Annotated in this window: 13 protein-coding genes and 1 pseudogene; 11 read left to right on the top strand and 3 right to left on the bottom strand. The window is 60.6% G+C overall.

From position 1 onward, the window contains the following. Positions 1–10: 10 nt before the first annotated feature. Positions 11–883 carry an ABC transporter substrate-binding protein gene (locus D8U71_RS21380; RefSeq protein ID WP_125925997.1) on the bottom strand — a complete coding sequence of 291 codons (873 nt, stop codon included), beginning with the start codon at positions 881–883 and terminating at the stop codon, positions 11–13. Between the two features lie 164 nt (positions 884–1047). Between D8U71_RS21380 and D8U71_RS21375 the strand changes: the two genes are divergently transcribed. Further along, the gene (locus D8U71_RS21375; protein WP_125925996.1) at positions 1048–1365 is read left to right on the top strand and encodes a Rieske (2Fe-2S) protein; all 318 of its coding nucleotides are present in this window, start codon (positions 1048–1050) and stop codon (positions 1363–1365) included. Here D8U71_RS21375 and sfsA read toward each other — a convergent pair. Both sfsA and D8U71_RS21365 read right to left on the bottom strand, forming a co-directional pair. Further along, positions 1362–2075, bottom strand: coding sequence for a DNA/RNA nuclease SfsA (gene sfsA / locus D8U71_RS21370; RefSeq protein ID WP_024014329.1), 714 nt, complete (start codon positions 2073–2075; stop codon positions 1362–1364). The two genes, D8U71_RS21375 and sfsA, sit on opposite strands and share 4 nt — an antisense overlap. After that, complete coding sequence (locus tag D8U71_RS21365; RefSeq protein WP_130888612.1) at positions 2075–3244, bottom strand: pyridoxal phosphate-dependent aminotransferase; 1170 nt, start codon at positions 3242–3244, stop codon at positions 2075–2077. Before D8U71_RS21365 ends, sfsA begins: the two co-directional genes overlap by 1 nt. A gap of 332 nt (positions 3245–3576) precedes the next feature. Between D8U71_RS21365 and dksA the strand changes: the two genes are divergently transcribed. From dksA to D8U71_RS21310, 10 genes and pseudogenes are all read left to right on the top strand, one after another. Continuing rightward, positions 3577–4020 (top strand): RNA polymerase-binding protein DksA, encoded by a 444-nt coding sequence (gene dksA, locus D8U71_RS21360; RefSeq protein ID WP_016773167.1) that lies wholly within the window; start codon positions 3577–3579, stop codon positions 4018–4020. Positions 4021–4219: 199 nt separating this feature from the next. Further along, entirely contained in the window at positions 4220–5113 is an 894-nt protein-coding gene (gene gluQRS, locus D8U71_RS21355; RefSeq protein ID WP_130888611.1) for a tRNA glutamyl-Q(34) synthetase GluQRS, read from the top strand. A 77-nt stretch (positions 5114–5190) separates the two neighbouring features. Then, positions 5191–5367 carry a hypothetical protein gene (locus tag D8U71_RS21350; protein WP_003176118.1) on the top strand — a complete coding sequence of 59 codons (177 nt, stop codon included), beginning with the start codon at positions 5191–5193 and terminating at the stop codon, positions 5365–5367. Beyond that, positions 5351–8305, top strand: a complete 2955-nt coding sequence (locus D8U71_RS21345) for a sensor histidine kinase (RefSeq protein ID WP_024014332.1) — start codon at positions 5351–5353, stop codon at positions 8303–8305. The genes D8U71_RS21350 and D8U71_RS21345 overlap by 17 nt, the downstream gene beginning before the upstream one ends. Positions 8306–8327: 22 nt before the next feature. Beyond that, positions 8328–9764, top strand: coding sequence for a sigma-54 dependent transcriptional regulator (locus D8U71_RS21340; protein WP_039761623.1), 1437 nt, complete (start codon positions 8328–8330; stop codon positions 9762–9764). 733 nt (positions 9765–10497) lie between these two features. Continuing rightward, positions 10498–11898 (top strand): polynucleotide adenylyltransferase PcnB, encoded by a 1401-nt coding sequence (locus D8U71_RS21335; RefSeq protein ID WP_016773164.1) that lies wholly within the window; start codon positions 10498–10500, stop codon positions 11896–11898. A gap of 3 nt (positions 11899–11901) precedes the next feature. Next, complete coding sequence (folK, locus tag D8U71_RS21330) at positions 11902–12387, top strand: 2-amino-4-hydroxy-6-hydroxymethyldihydropteridine diphosphokinase (RefSeq protein WP_130888610.1); 486 nt, start codon at positions 11902–11904, stop codon at positions 12385–12387. Positions 12388–12822: 435 nt separating this feature from the next. Next, a complete protein-coding gene (gene panB, locus D8U71_RS21320) occupies positions 12823–13623 on the top strand; it encodes a 3-methyl-2-oxobutanoate hydroxymethyltransferase (protein ID WP_071173624.1) in 801 nt (266 codons plus the stop codon). After that, positions 13620–14480: a pantoate--beta-alanine ligase gene (gene panC, locus D8U71_RS21315; protein WP_130888608.1), complete on the top strand. Its 861-nt coding sequence runs from the start codon at positions 13620–13622 to the stop codon at positions 14478–14480. Before panB ends, panC begins: the two co-directional genes overlap by 4 nt. A gap of 359 nt (positions 14481–14839) precedes the next feature. Next, positions 14840–15823, top strand: a pseudogene (locus D8U71_RS21310) (glucose-6-phosphate isomerase); the annotation flags it as partial.

Genomic DNA, 15823 nt, shown 5'->3' with positions numbered 1-15823 from the left:
ACCAGTGTGGTCATTGGCCGCCCTTGGCCGGGTAGAAGCCGTCCGTCAGGGTTTGCAAAGCAGCCGGCAACCGTGGCCCGAGACCGCCCACCAGCAGCGTCGGATCCAGCTCCATCACCCGCCCGCTCTTGGCAGCACGGCTGGAATTGAGGATCGGGTTTTCCTTGAACAATGCCGCTTTTGCGGCCTCGCCGGTCAGCGCACGGTCGGCAAACACCAGCACTTCGGGATCAAGGCTGGCGAGGGATTCAACAGAAAACGGTTTGTAGCCGCTATGCGTCGCAAGGTTGTGCCCGCCTGCCTGTTGCAGCAACCAATCGGCGGCAGTGTCCTTGCCGGCGATCAACGGCTTGCCGCCGGCGTGCCCAAGCAACAGCAACACGCCCGGAGTTTTCTGCGTGGTCTGCACTTGGGCAACGCGCGCTTTCTGCGCCTGGAGCTGCTGTTGATAACTCTGCAGCAGCTGCGCTGCCTGGCTTTGTGCGCCGAGCAACTGGCCCAAACGAGTGACATTCTTTTCCAGTGTCGGCAGATCAGGCTGGGCTGAAAACAACTCGACCTTGACCTTGGCCGCTTTGACTTGCGCCAGAACCGGCGGCGGCCCCATTTCTTCGGTACCGATCAGAATGTCCGGGCGCAGGCTCAAGATGCCTTCCGCCGACAGGCTGCGCTGATAACCAATACTCGGCAGCGCCTGCAACGATGGGGGATGCTGACTGGTGGTGTCGACCCCAACCAGCTTTGACTCGCCACCCAGCGCACTGACCCATTCCGACAGCGCGCCGCCAGCGCTGACCCAGCGTTGCGGTAAATCCGCTGCGGTCGCCTGATGGCTGAGAAAAAGGCCGACGCACAGTACGGCAACGCGGGTTTTCAGGCGCATACGCAGCTTCCTTGAACAAGGTTTCCCGGGCATCGGCGCAGCGAGCCAAGTATCCTCGGCAACGGCCAGACTCCCTGTGGGAGAAGGTCGCCATTTGATAATTGTTTGCATTTGAACGTCAAGCTCGGACATATCCCGACACGAGCGGACATTAGAGGATAGCCATGAAGTTTCTCTGCGCCGGCAGCGATCTGGCCGAAGCCGGCAGTCGCGGTTTCGAAATCGAAGGCAACAAGCTGTTTGCCGTGCGTCGAGATGGCCAAGTTTTTGTCTATTTCAATCGCTGCCCACACCGGGGTGTCGGGCTGGAATGGCAGCCCGACCAGTTTCTCGACCCAAGCAACAGCCTGATCCAGTGCGCCACCCATGGTGCACTGTTTTTGATCGAGGACGGCGAATGCGTCGCCGGACCCTGCGCCGGGCAGTCGCTCACGGCAATTGAATGCCGGGAAGATACACAAGGCGTGTGGGTCGACGTTTAACCGTTTAGCCGCACGTCGAGTCGGCGGTCGATGACCATTTCTTCGTGGTCAAGGCGCACACCGTAGGCCAACACCTCAACACCGCAGGCGACCGCTTCACGCAGCGCCTCGGCGTAAGCCCAATCGATTTCCTCGGCCGGGCGCACGGCATCGATGCCGGTGAGGTTCACGCAGTACAACTGCACCGCCCGAATGCCGTCGCGCGCCAGATGCGCCAGCTCGCGCAGATGTTTGGCGCCGCGCTGGGTCACCGCATCGGGAAACGCCGCCACCGCCGTGCCGTCGAAGCCGAGGGTGACGCTTTTGACTTCGACATACGCCGGGCCGCTGGGGTATTCGAGGCGGAAGTCGATGCGACTTTTTTCCTGTCCGTAGGCAACCTCACGCTTCAACGCGGTAAAGCCGTTCAACTCGGTGATCACGCCCGCCTGCAAGGCTTCTTCGACCAAGCCGTTGGCGCGCCCGGTGTTGACGCAAAACAGCCGGCCCTGCGGGGTTTCGCCAATTTCCCAAGTGCCGGGCAATTTGCGTTTCGGGTCATTGGAGCGACTGAACCAGACCTGCCCGCCCTCGACCTGGCAATTGAGCATCGAACCGGTGTTGGGGCAGTGAATGGTCAGCAATTCGCCGCTAACGGTTTCGATATCGGCGAGAAAACGCTTATATCGGCGAATCAGCCGCGCTTCTTCCAGAGCAGGATAAAAGCGCATCAGCCTTGCCAGCTCTTCAAGCCGCGCGCAATGCGCTCAACCGCTTCCTGCAAACGTGCGAGGTTCTGTGTGTAAGCGAAACGCACGTGATGGCCGGCCTGATAACGACCGAAATCCAGTCCCGGTGTGAAGGCAACGTGCTCGGTTTCGAGGAAATGTCGGCAGAACGCGAAGGCATCACCGCCGAAACGGCTGATATCGGCGTACAGATAAAACGCGCCTTCCGGCTCAACGGCGATGTTGAAACCGAGTTCACGTAGCGCCGGCAGGAGGAAGTCGCGACGGCGCGCAAACTCGGCGCGGCGTTCTTCGAGAATCGCAATGGTGGCCGGCTCGAAACAGGCCAGCGCCGCGTACTGCGCCATGCTCGGCGCGCTGATGTAGAGGTTCTGCGCAAGCTTTTCCAATTCGCTGACCGCCGCGTCTGGCGCCACGAGCCAGCCCAGGCGCCAACCGGTCATACCGAAATACTTGGAGAAACTGTTGAGGACAAAAGCGCCGTCATCGACTTCCAGCACACTGGCAGCATCAGTGCCGTAGGTCAGGCCGTGGTAGATCTCATCCACCACCAAATGCCCGTGCCTGGCCTTGATCGCTGTGGATAATCCGCCCAGTTCATCGCGGGTCAGCAAAGTGCCCGTCGGGTTGGCCGGCGAAGCGACAAGAGCGCCGACACTGTCGTGATCCCAATGCCGCTCGACCAGATCCGGGGTCAGTTGATAACGCACCTCCGGCCCGACCGGCACCAATTGCGCCGCGCCTTCGACCAGCCGCAAGAAATGCCGATTGCACGGGTAGCCCGGGTCGGCGAGCAGCCAGTGTTTACCCGGATCGACCAACAGGGCACTGGCCAGCAACAGCGCGCCGGAGCCGCCCGGCGTGATCAGAATCCGCCGTGGGTCGATATTCAGGCCGTACCGCGATTGGTAGAAACCGGCGATCGCCTCGCGCAGTTCGGGAATGCCACGGGCGGCGGTGTAGCGGGTCTTGCCCGCCGTCAACGCAGCTTGCCCGGCGCGAATGATCGGCTCGGCGGTGGTGAAGTCCGGCTCGCCGATTTCCAGATGGATCACGTCGTGGCCTTCGGCCTGCAATTCATTGGCCCGCGCCAGCAGCGCCATCACATGGAACGGTTCGATCGCACGACTGCGCGCACTGTAGGGGCCCATTGGAATGCCTTTGACGGAAAAAAGAGACGATTCTACCTGTCTGCCGGAACGAGCGAGAACCCGTGAAGGTCACAGCCTCAAGAACGCTGGACTGTAACGATCTGAACGTACGCTCCAGGATTGACTAAAATCAGTGATTGAACAGGTCTCCCTTCCCACAGACACGACTTGTCAGACATCTGCAAGCGCCACCCGCCGGGGGCTCGACATCCGGGAGTAGCGCAGGCTGATTTGATCTGGTAAGTTCGCCCGCTTGCAGCCGCAGGGCCGGCAGGTGTCGGTGATGGAGCAATCCTGCGCAATGGATTACAAGAGTAGAGGCGGTCTATTTCATGTCCACCCAAGCAAAGCAACAGCAGAAAGACACGATCAGCGGCTTCGAACCTTATGTTTCGAAGGCGGGTGAAGAGTACATGGGCGCTCCAATGCGCGCGCACTTCACCAAGATCCTGAACAAGTGGAAACTGGACTTGATGCAGGAAGTCGACCGCACGGTTGATCACATGAAAGACGAAGCGGCCAATTTCCCTGACCCGGCCGACCGTGCCAGCCAGGAAGAAGAGTTCGCCCTCGAACTGCGCGCCCGCGACCGCGAGCGCAAGCTGATCAAGAAAATCGACAAGACGCTGCAACTGATCGAAGACGAAGAGTACGGCTGGTGCGAGTCCTGCGGCATCGAGATTGGCGTCAAGCGCCTCGAAGCCCGTCCGACAGCGGATCTGTGCATCGACTGCAAGACCCTGGCGGAAATCAAGGAAAAGCAGGTCGGCAAGTAATCTCGACCTGAACGAAAAACGGAGCGTGCGAACGCTCCGTTTTTGTTTCTGTGTTTTGCCCACGGAACCTGTGGGAGCGAGCCTGCTCGCGAAAGCGTCCCTTCAGACAGCTCATTATTGCCTGACCCAGCGCTTTCGCGAGCAGGCTCGCTCCCACAGAGGTAACCTGCTCAAATTCTGAATAGCCTTTATCGCCTCCATGACTGCCAAATCCCCCGCCTACATCGGCCGCTTCGCCCCCACCCCCAGTGGCCACCTGCACTTCGGTTCGCTGGTCGCTGCGTTGGCGTCTTACCTCGACGCCCGCTCCGTCGGTGGGCGCTGGCTGGTGCGCATGGAAGATCTCGATCCGCCGCGCGAAGAGCCCGGTGCACAAGCGGCGATTCTCAAGGCGCTGGAAAGCTACGGTTTCGAATGGGACGGCGAAATGGTCCGCCAAAGTGATCGACACGCGGCTTATGCCGAAGTGCTCGACAGCCTGTTCAATCATGGCCTGGCCTATGCCTGCACCTGCTCGCGCAAACAACTGGAGCCCTATCACGGGATTTATCCGGGGTTTTGCCGCAATGCCGGACATGAACAGCACGACGCCGCGATCCGCCTGCGCGTGCCGGAGCTGGAATACCACTTCATCGATCGCGTGCAGGGCGAATACCGCCAGCACCTGGGCCGCGACGTAGGCGACTTCGTCATCCGTCGGCGCGATGGTCTCTACGCCTATCAACTCGCGGTGGTACTCGATGACGCCTGGCAAGGCATTACCGATATTGTGCGTGGCGCCGATCTGCTCGATTCGACGCCGCGTCAGCTGAACCTGCAAGAACTGCTCGGTCTGAAACAGCCGCGTTATCTGCACTTGCCGCTGATCACCCAGCCGGACGGCAACAAACTCGGCAAGTCCTACCGCTCGCCGCCGCTCGAAGCCGATCAGGCCACGCCGTTGCTGCTGCGGGCCTTGCGCGCGCTGGGGCAGAATCCCGGCACCGAACTGGCTCACGCTTCGCCGGGCGAACTGCTGGCCTGGGGCAGCGCGCATTGGGATGCCGACGGGATCCCGCGCACACTGACCCTGCCCGAAGCGCAACTTCAATGACGACACTTGCAGTCGCGCGCCCATCCGTTACCATCGCCGCACGTTTTCGGGCACGCGCATAAAAAAGAGAGGCCGGGATGTACATCTATCGCTTGGTCCTGCTTCTGGTCGTCGGGATCTACCTGTTCTCCCCCGCCATCATGGATTGGTGGATCGACGCGACGGGCGCCTGGTATCGCCCTTATCTGCTCTGGCTGATCCTGATTGTCGTGACCTTCATCCTGCAGAGCCAAAAAGATGCCGATGAGCTTTAGCCTGACCCAGATGATCCTGATCAGCGCCGCGTACCTGGCGGCGTTGTTCGGCGTTGCCTGGGTCAGCGAACGGGGCATGATCCCGCGCGCGATCATTCGCCACCCGTTGACCTACACCCTGTCGCTGGGGGTTTACGCCAGTGCCTGGGCGTTCTACGGCACGGTGGGCCTGGCCTATCAGTACGGTTACGGCTTTCTGTCCAGTTATCTCGGCGTGTCCGGTGCATTCCTGCTGGCGCCGGTGCTGCTCTATCCGATCCTGAAGATCACCCGCACCTATCAACTGTCGTCGCTGGCCGATCTGTTTGCCTTCCGCTTTCGCAGCACCTGGGCCGGTGCGCTGACCACGATTTTCATGCTGATTGGCGTCTTGCCATTGCTTGCCTTGCAGATTCAGGCCGTGGCCGACTCGATCGGCATTCTCACCGGCGAACGTGTGCAGAGCCGCGTGGCGCTGGCGTTCTGTGCGCTGATCATTCTGTTCACGATTTTCTTCGGTTCCCGGCACATCGCCACGCGCGAGAAACATGAAGGGCTGGTGTTCGCGATTGCCTTCGAATCAATCATCAAACTGATCGCTCTCGGCGGCGTTGGCCTGTACGCGCTGTATGGTGTGTTCGACGGCCCGCAACAGCTCGAACTGTGGCTGCTGCAAAACCAGACCGCCCTCGCCGCCCTGCACACGCCGTTGCAGGAAGGTCCGTGGCGCACGCTGCTGCTGGTGTTCTTTGCCTCGGCGATCGTGATGCCGCACATGTATCACATGACCTTTACGGAAAACCTCAACCCGCGCTCGCTGGTCAGCGCCAGTTGGGGCCTGCCGTTGTTTCTGCTGTTGATGAGTCTTGCCGTACCGCTGATTCTCTGGGCCGGGCTGAAACTCGGCGCCACCACCGACCCGGAATATTTCACCCTCGGCATCGGCATTGCCGCCAACAGCAAACCGCTGGCTTTGCTCGCCTATGTCGGTGGCCTGTCCGCCGCCAGTGGCCTGATCATCGTCACCACCCTGGCCCTGTCGGGCATGGCGCTGAACCATCTGGTGCTGCCGCTTTATCAACCGCCGGCCGAAGGCAATATCTACCGCTGGCTGAAATGGACCCGTCGGGCGCTGATCGTGGCGATCATCATGGCCGGCTTCGGCTTCTACCTGATGCTCGGCGTCGAGCAGGATCTGGCCAACCTCGGCATCGTCGCGTTCGTGGCGACCCTGCAATTTCTGCCCGGGGTGTTGTCGGTGTTGTACTGGCCCACCGCCAACCGCCGCGGCTTCATTGCCGGTCTGCTGGCGGGGATCACGGTCTGGGTGGTGACCATGCTGCTGCCGCTGGTCGGCAATCTGCAGGGCTTCTATATCCCGCTGCTGAACATGATCTACGTGCTCGACGACACCAGTTGGCACATGGCGGCCATCGCCTCGCTGGCGGCCAACGTGCTGATGTTCACTTTGATCTCGCTGTTCACCAACGCCAGCCCGGAAGAAGCCAGCGCCGCCGAAGCCTGTGCAGTGGACAACGTGCGGCGCCCGCAACGCCGCGAACTGCACGCCGCCTCGCCGCAGGAATTCGCCACGCAGCTGGCCAAGCCGCTAGGTGCCAAGGCTGCGCAGAAAGAAGTCGAGCAAGCGCTGCGCGACTTGTATCTGCCCTTCGATGAACGCCGGCCGTATGCCTTGCGCCGGTTGCGCGACCGCATCGAGGCCAACCTGTCCGGCCTGATGGGCCCGAGCGTTGCGCAAGATATGGTGGAAACCTTCCTGCCCTATAAGGCTGGCGGCGAAAACTACGTCACCGAAGACATTCACTTCATTGAAAGCCGTCTCGAGGATTACCACTCGCGCCTCACCGGCCTGGCCGCCGAGCTCGATGCCCTGCGCCGCTACCACCGCCAGACCTTGCAGGAACTGCCGATGGGCGTCTGCTCGCTGGCCAAGGATCAGGAGATCCTGATGTGGAACAAGGCGATGGAAGAGCTGACCGGCATCGCCGCACAGCGAGTGGTCGGTTCTCGCTTGAGCACCATCGCCAACCCGTGGAAAGAACTGCTGCAAGGCTTTATCAACCTGCCCGACGAGCATTTGCACAAACAGCATCTGGCCCTCGATGGTCAGACCCGCTGGCTGAATCTGCACAAAGCGGCAATCGACGAGCCGTTGGCCCCGGGTAACAGTGGCCTGGTGTTACTGGTCGAGGATCTGACCGAAACGCAGATGCTCGAAGATAAACTGGTGCATTCCGAACGGCTGGCCAGCATCGGTCGACTCGCAGCGGGTGTGGCCCACGAAATCGGCAACCCGATCACCGGCATCGCCTGCCTGGCGCAGAACCTGCGCGAAGAGCGCGAAGACGACGGCGAGCTGACGGAAATCAGCGGGCAGATTCTCGAGCAGACCAAACGCGTCTCGCGCATCGTCCAGTCGCTGATGAGCTTCGCCCATGCCGGCAGCCATCAGCACAACGACGAACCAGTGTGTCTGGCCGAAGTCGCGCAGGACGCCATTGGCCTGCTGGCGCTGAACCGGCGTAATTTCGAAGTGCAGTTCTACAACCTGTGCGATCCCGATCATTGGGTCGAAGGCGACCCGCAACGGCTCGCCCAGGTGCTGATCAATCTGCTCTCCAACGCCCGCGACGCCTCGCCGCCGCACAGTGCGGTACGGGTCAAGAGCGAAGCCGGCGAACACACGGTCGATCTGATCGTCGAAGACGAAGGCAGTGGCATTCCGTCGAGCATCATGGACCGATTGTTCGAACCTTTCTTCACCACCAAGGATCCGGGTGAAGGCACCGGTCTGGGCCTTGCACTGGTCTATTCCATCGTTGAAGAGCATTATGGACAAATCACCATCGACAGCCCGGCTGATGTACAAAGCCAACGCGGCACCCGTATCCGGGTGACCTTACCGCGTCATGTCGAAGCGACGTCCGCTGTGAACTGAGACCGTCGAGAGTATCGAATCAATGCCGCACATTTTGATCGTCGAAGACGAAACCATTATCCGCTCCGCCTTGCGCCGCCTGCTGGAACGCAACCAGTACCAGGTCAGCGAAGCCGGATCAGTGCAGGAAGCACAAGAACGCTTCACCATTCCTACGTTCGATCTGATCGTCAGCGACCTGCGCCTGCCGGGCGCTCCGGGCACCGAGCTGATCAAGCTCGGCCAGGGCACACCGGTGCTGATCATGACCAGTTACGCCAGCCTGCGCTCGGCGGTCGACTCGATGAAAATGGGCGCGGTCGATTACATCGCCAAGCCGTTCGACCACGATGAAATGCTCCAGGCGGTTGCGCGGATCCTGCGCGATCGCCAGTCGGCGCCGGCTGCCGGCGAAGCTACGGCGAGCAAGCCTGCCGCTGGCAATGGCAAAGCTGCTGTGGATAACAGCAATGGTGAAATTGGCATCATCGGCTCCTGCCCACCGATGCAGGACCTGTACAGCAAGATCCGCAAAGTCGCGCCAACCGATTCCAACGTGTTGATTCAGGGTGAGTCCGGTACCGGTAAGGAACTGGTGGCCCGCGCCCTGCACAATCTGTCGAAACGCGCCAAGGCGCCGATGATTTCGGTGAACTGCGCGGCGATTCCGGAAAGCCTGATCGAATCAGAACTGTTCGGCCACGAGAAAGGCGCGTTCACCGGCGCCAGCGCCGGTCGTGCCGGTCTGGTTGAAGCGGCGGACGGCGGCACCTTGTTTCTCGATGAGATCGGCGAACTGCCCCTCGAAGCCCAGGCTCGCTTGCTGCGGGTTCTGCAGGAGGGCGAAATTCGCCGCGTAGGTTCGGTGCAGTCACAGAAAGTCGATGTGCGCCTGATCGCTGCAACTCACCGCGATCTGAAGAGCCTGGCGAAAATCGGCCAGTTCCGTGAAGACCTTTATTACCGTCTGCACGTGATTGCCCTGAAGCTGCCGCCTTTGCGCGAGCGTGGCGCCGACGTCAACGAAATCGCCAATGCCTTCCTCGCTCGCCAGAGCGCGCGGATCAATCGCACCGACCTGAAATTCGCCGCCGATGCCGAACAGGCGATCCGGCACTATTCCTGGCCGGGTAACGTGCGTGAGCTGGAAAACGCCGTCGAGCGCGCGGTGATTCTCAGCGAAAGCCCGGAGATCTCGGCCGACCTGCTGGGCATCGACATCGAGCTGAGCGATCTGGAAGACGACGAGTTCATCGGTCTGCCGCCGCAAACCGGCGGTAACGCCAGCAACAGCAGCCATGAGCCGACCGAGGATCTGTCGCTGGAGGATTACTTCCAGCACTTCGTCCTCGAGCATCAGGACCACATGACCGAGACCGAACTGGCACGCAAACTGGGCGTCAGCCGCAAATGCCTGTGGGAACGCCGCCAGCGTCTGGGCATTCCACGGCGCAAGACCGGGGTCGCCAGCGAGAGCTGAGCGTTACCCACCGCGTGCGCGGGTAACGCATGACAATGTGAAAAAACTGTTACCGCAGTCGATTCACGTAACAGAAGCCGGGGTTATCGGTAACGAAACCCCGGCTTTTTTTCGCCCCTGCAAAACGGTTATATCGACCTAACCCCTTGTTTTACTGGGCGAGACAAAAGTTGGCACGCACCCTGCTATATGTTTGGTACAAGAACAATAACAAGCAATGCACAAGACAATAAAAATAAGACGAATCGACTCACGCACAATAAAAACAAGACGGCGAGAGGCGCAGCTAACTGATTCTTTTGGAGAGGCGTTGTATTTGGGGCTTGCCCCACGACCAGGCCGAGAACAACAAAAACTGTCCTAAGACAGAGCCTGTACTGGTTGGATCGACAGATCACTGCAATTCAGCGACCAAAGCAATCCGTTTGCTCTTGGCTCCCGATTGGGAGGGTCACGAAGGAAACACTTCGTGGCGAGGGCACCCAACAAAAACAAGAAGCCCGAATCAATAATAAAAAGAGCACGCAACTACTTCTTGGGGAGCTTCGGCTCCCCTTGTAGTTTCTCCCTTCCGTGAAATCCCCCCGTTTTCCTCGCTCGACCCTTGTAGCTTGGGGCTTGCAGCTCATATCTGCCGCGTCCTACACCATCCCCCGACTAAATGCTAGAATCTGCGCCCATCATGCGGTCATTCTTTTGGTATGGCCGAACATTCCTTCAAACAGTGCATCCCATGCTGAAGAAGCTGTTCCAGTCATTCCGAACTCCCGTGCGTCGTACGCAACACATCCGCAGCACCCCTGAAGTGCTCAACAGCGGCCAACATTCGCTGCAGAAAACGCAGTTCAGCCGCTATGCGGTGAATATCGTCGAACGCCTGCAAGGTGCCGGTTACCAGGCTTATCTGGTCGGTGGTTGCGTGCGTGACATGCTGCTGGGCATCACGCCCAAGGACTTCGACGTCGCCACCAGCGCCACCCCCGAGCAGGTGCGGGCCGAATTCCGCAATGCGCGAATCATCGGCCGCCGGTTCAAGCTGGTGCACATCCATTTCGGTCGCGAAATCATTGAAGTCGCGACCTTCCGCGCCAATCACCCGGTCAACGAAGACGACGAAGACAGCAACCAGTCTTCGCGCAACGAGAGCGGGCGCATTCTGCGCGACAACGTCTACGGCACCCTGGAAGAAGACGCGCAACGTCGCGACTTCACCATCAACGCCCTGTATTACGACCCGGTCAGCGAGCGCATTCTCGATTACGCCAATGGCGTGCACGACATCCGCAATCACCTGATCCGCCTGATCGGCGACCCGAAGCAGCGTTACCAGGAAGACCCGGTGCGCATGCTGCGGGCCGTGCGTTTCGCCGCCAAGCTCAACTTCGGCATCGAGAAGCACACCGTGCAGCCGATCCGTGAGCTGGCGCCGATGCTGCGCGAGATTCCGTCGGCGCGACTGTTCGAAGAAGTGCTCAAGCTGTTCCTGTCCGGGCACGGCGCGATCACCTTTGAAATGCTGGTTGATCTGCAACTGTTCGCCCCGCTGTTCCCGGCCAGTGCCGAGGCGCTGGAATACAATCCGGAATACACCCACACGCTGATCAGCGAAGCACTGACCAACACCGACCTGCGCATCAAGCAGAACAAACCGGTGACCCCGGCGTTCCTCTTTGCCGCCCTGCTCTGGCCGGCGCTGCCGGCGCGAGTGTTGCGTCTGCAGGAACGTGGCATGCCGCCGATTCCGGCGATGCAGGAAGCCGCTCACGAACTGATTGCCGAGCAGTGCCAGCGCATCGCGATTCCGAAGCGCTTCACCATGCCGATCCGCGAAATCTGGGACATGCAGGAACGCCTGCCACGGCGCAGTGGCAAACGCGCCGATCTGTTGCTGGACAACCCGCGCTTCCGTGCCGGTTACGATTTCCTCCTGCTGCGTGAAAGCGCCGGTGAGGAGACCGATGGCCTCGGCGAATGGTGGACCGATTATCAGGACGCCAACGACAGCGAGCGTCGCGACATGATCCGCGACCTCAGCGGCAAGGGTGACGATGCCAGCGGCGCGCCACGCAAACGGCGCCGCAGCGGCGGTTCCAAGCGCAAGCGCGCCGGTGCTTCGAGCGCGACGGGCGAGTAAGCGATGGAACGCATCTACATCGGCCTGGGCAGCAACCTCGCTGACCCGGCCGACCAGTTGCGCAGCGCCATCGCGGCGCTGGGCCAATTGCCGCAAACAAGTCTTGCCGGCGTGTCAGCCTTTTATCAAAGCGATTCGCTGCTGCCGGACCAGCCGCGTTACACCAACGCCGTCGCCGCCCTCGACAGTTCGCTCGCACCGATCGAGCTGCTCGACGCCTTGCAAGCGATCGAAAACGCTCAGGGCCGCGAGCGTCTTGAGCGCTGGGGGCCTCGCACGCTGGATCTGGATATTCTGCTGTTCGGCGATCGCCTGATCGATGAGCCACGGCTGAAGGTCCCGCATTACCAGATCCAAGAGCGGGCGTTCGTTCTTTATCCCCTCGCTGAACTGGCACCGCAGGATCTGCGTCTCGCCGATGGCCGCACGCTGACAGACCTGCTGGCCGCCTGCCCGTTCGTCGGCCTTGAATGCTTCTCCCAGCCCTGACAAAAATCTGCTGTGAAATGTGGTTATGTGGCGAGGGGATTTATCCCCGTTGGGTCGCGGAGCGGCCCCATGTTGTGTACAGCTAGTTCAGATTTGGGCCTGCTTCGCAGTCCAACGGGGATAAATCCCCTCGCCACAGGTCACCTGCCAATCTCCAGTTTTTGTCAGACAAAAATCCCCCGAATCAGGCCCGCCGCGCCGCTGAATCGCATCAGTAACGCCGGTAACACCGCCCGCGTAACAATGCGGTAACACACGCAATTGACTTCCTGTTGGCTCATCACGACTATAGGCGTCCCGCTGCCGCCAACCCGGTATGAACGGGCGCAATCCAGGCCTTTCAAAGCACGACACAAGACCGTGCGCCTGAGTAGATGAAGAATCACGCGCGTGACTCGCAGCAGTTTCCAGAGCGCCTGAACGAGGATTTTTTACATGCCAGCCATCACCCTGACCACGCTCCAGAGCCTCAAGCAGAAAGGTGAAAAAATCACCATGCTGACCTGCTATGACGCGACCTTCGCCCACGCCTGCAACGAGGCCGGTGTCGAAGTGCTGCTGGTCGGCGACTCCCTCGGCATGGTTCTGCAGGGTCATGACAGCACCCTGCCGGTGACCACGGCGGAAATGGCCTATCACGTCGCCAGCGTCAAGCGTGGCAATGGCGATGCCCTGATCCTCGCCGACCTGCCGTTCATGGCCAACGCCACCCTCGAACAGACCATGACCAACAGCGCCATGCTGATGCAGGCCGGCGCGCACATGGTCAAGGTCGAAGGTCAGCTGTGGCTGGCGGAGTCGATCCGTCTGCTCGCCGAGCGCGGTGTGCCGGTGTGCGCGCACATGGGCCTGACCCCGCAAGCAGTGAACATTCTCGGTGGCTATAAAGTGCAGGGCCGCAACGAGAATCAGGCGCGGCAGATGCGTGCCGATGCGATCGCGCTGGAGCAGGCCGGTGCGGCCATGCTGTTGCTCGAGTGCGTGCCGAGCGAACTGGCAGCAGAAATCAGCCAGGCCGTGAGCATTCCGGTGATCGGTATCGGTGCCGGCAACGCCACCGACGGCCAAGTGCTGGTATTGCACGACATGCTCGGCCTGTCGATCACCGGCCGCGTACCCAAATTCGTCAAAAACTTCATGCAAGGTCAGGACAGCATCCAGTCCGCGCTGAAGGCTTACGTCAGCGAAGTCAAAGCCACCACGTTCCCCGGCATCGAACATGGATTCTCTGCATGAACACCGTCAAAACCGTACGCGAACTGCGCGCCGCCGTCGCCCGCGCGCGCAGTGAAGGCAAGCGCATCGGCTTCGTGCCGACCATGGGCAACCTGCACAGCGGCCACGTCGCATTGATCACCAAAGCTACCCAGCGAGTCGATTTCGTCGTCGCGAGTATTTTCGTCAACCCGCTGCAATTCGGCGCCGGCGAAGACCTCGACAAATACCCGCGCACCCTCGCCGCCGATCAGGAAAAGCTTCTCGAAGCCGGTTGCGACCTGCTGTTTGCGCCGACGGTTGAAGAGATGTACCCGGACGGCATGGCCGTACAAACCCGGGTCAGCGTGCCGCAATTGTCCGAAGGCCTGTGTGGTGCCAGCCGTCCGGGGCACTTTGAAGGTGTGGCGACGGTGGTCAGCAAGCTGTTCAACATGGTCCAGCCGGATCTGGCGATCTTCGGCCAGAAGGATTACCAGCAACTGGCGGTGATCCGCGCACTGGTGCATGACCTGAACATGCCGATCCAGATCATCGGCGAGCCGACCGTGCGTGCAGCGGATGGCTTGGCACTGTCGTCGCGCAACGGCTTCCTCAATGAAGACCAGCGCGCCGTGGCACCGGTGGTCTATCGCGTGCTGAGCAGCATTGCCGAAGCGATCAAACAAGGTGAGCGCGATTACCCGGCGCTGATTGCTGCACAGCTGCAGGTGCTGGAAGCGGCGGGGCTGCGTCCGGACTATCTGGAAATCCGCCATGGCCTGACCTTGCGTCCGGCGACGGCGGAGGATCGCGATCTGGTGATTCTGGCAGCGGCGTTCCTCGGCACCACGCGGCTGATCGACAACCTGCACCTGAATCTCGATAGCCCGATTTAAGCAGCAACGAATTTCCCTGTGGGAGCGAGCTTGCTCGCGAAGGCGGTGTATCAGCGACTTATAAGTTGCCTGACACGCCGCCTTCGCGAGCAAGCTCGCTCCCACAGGTGTTTTCGGCGCATGCCGGTTGGGCGAAAGTGTTCCGGGCACCTCCGTTTGTCGGCCAGATTCCTCTGCGGATGTTAAAAAAGTACAGGGATCTGGTCAGACAAAGTCAAGACAGAACGCAGCGCGAGGTTTACTGTATTCGCCCTGTGTCCAGATCTCGTGTCGACGCAGTTGATCCCATGCGCTAAAAAACCGTGGTTGATCTGTACCGTGTTCAAAAGGCCGTTCAAGTAAAAAGGAAAACCGCAGCGATGGCGTACTACCGCACTCCTCACGACGTTACCGCTCTGCCCGCCTGGCAAGCGTTGAAAGATCACCGCCAAGCCATGCAGGATTTCAGCATGCGCGAAGCCTTCAACGCCGATCCGCAGCGTTTCAATCAGTTCACCCTCAGCAGCTGCGGTCTGTTTCTCGACTATTCGAAGAATTTGATCAACGCCGAGACCCGCAACCTGCTCGTGGGCCTGGCCAATGAAGTCGATCTGAAGGGCGCGATCAAAGCGCTGTTCGACGGCGAAATCGTCAACGCCTCCGAAGGCCGCCCGGCACTGCACACCGCCCTGCGCCGCCCGGTCGGCGACAAATTGTCGGTCAACGGCGTCAACGTGATGCCGGAAGTGCACAAGGTGCTGAACCAGATCACCGATCTGGTCGGCCGCATCCACGATGGCTTGTGGCGTGGCTACACCGAGAAGCCGATCACTGACGTGGTCAACATCGGCATCGGTGGTTCGTTCCTCGGTCCTGAGCTGGTCTCCGAAGCACTGCTGTCCTACGCGCAGAAAGGCGTACGTTGCCACTATCTGGCAAACATCGACGGCAGCGAATTCCACGAGCTGACGCAGAAACTGCGCGCCGAGACCACGCTGTTCATCGTTTCGTCGAAGTCGTTCAACACCCTCGAAACGTTGAAAAACGCGCAGGCCGCACGCGCCTGGTACCTGGCGCAGGGCGGCTCGGAAGCCGAGCTGTATCGCCACTTCATCGCTGTGTCGAGCAACAACGCCGCCGCTGTGGCTTTCGGGATTCGCGAAGAAAACATCTTCCCGATGTGGGACTGGGTCGGCGGGCGCTACTCGCTGTGGTCGGCGATCGGTTTGCCGATTGCGCTGGCCATCGGCATGTCCAACTTCAAGGAACTGCTGTCCGGTGCCTACACCATGGACCAGCATTTCCAGACCGCGCCGTTCGAACAGAACATGCCGGTGCTGCTGGCCCTGCTCGGCGTCTGGTAT

The organism is Pseudomonas sp. Sample_21 (assembly GCF_004307525.1).
Lineage (GTDB): Bacteria > Pseudomonadota > Gammaproteobacteria > Pseudomonadales > Pseudomonadaceae > Aquipseudomonas > Aquipseudomonas atacamensis.
Note: the sequence above shows the minus strand (reverse complement) of the source record. Positions and strands in the feature narration are given on the sequence as shown.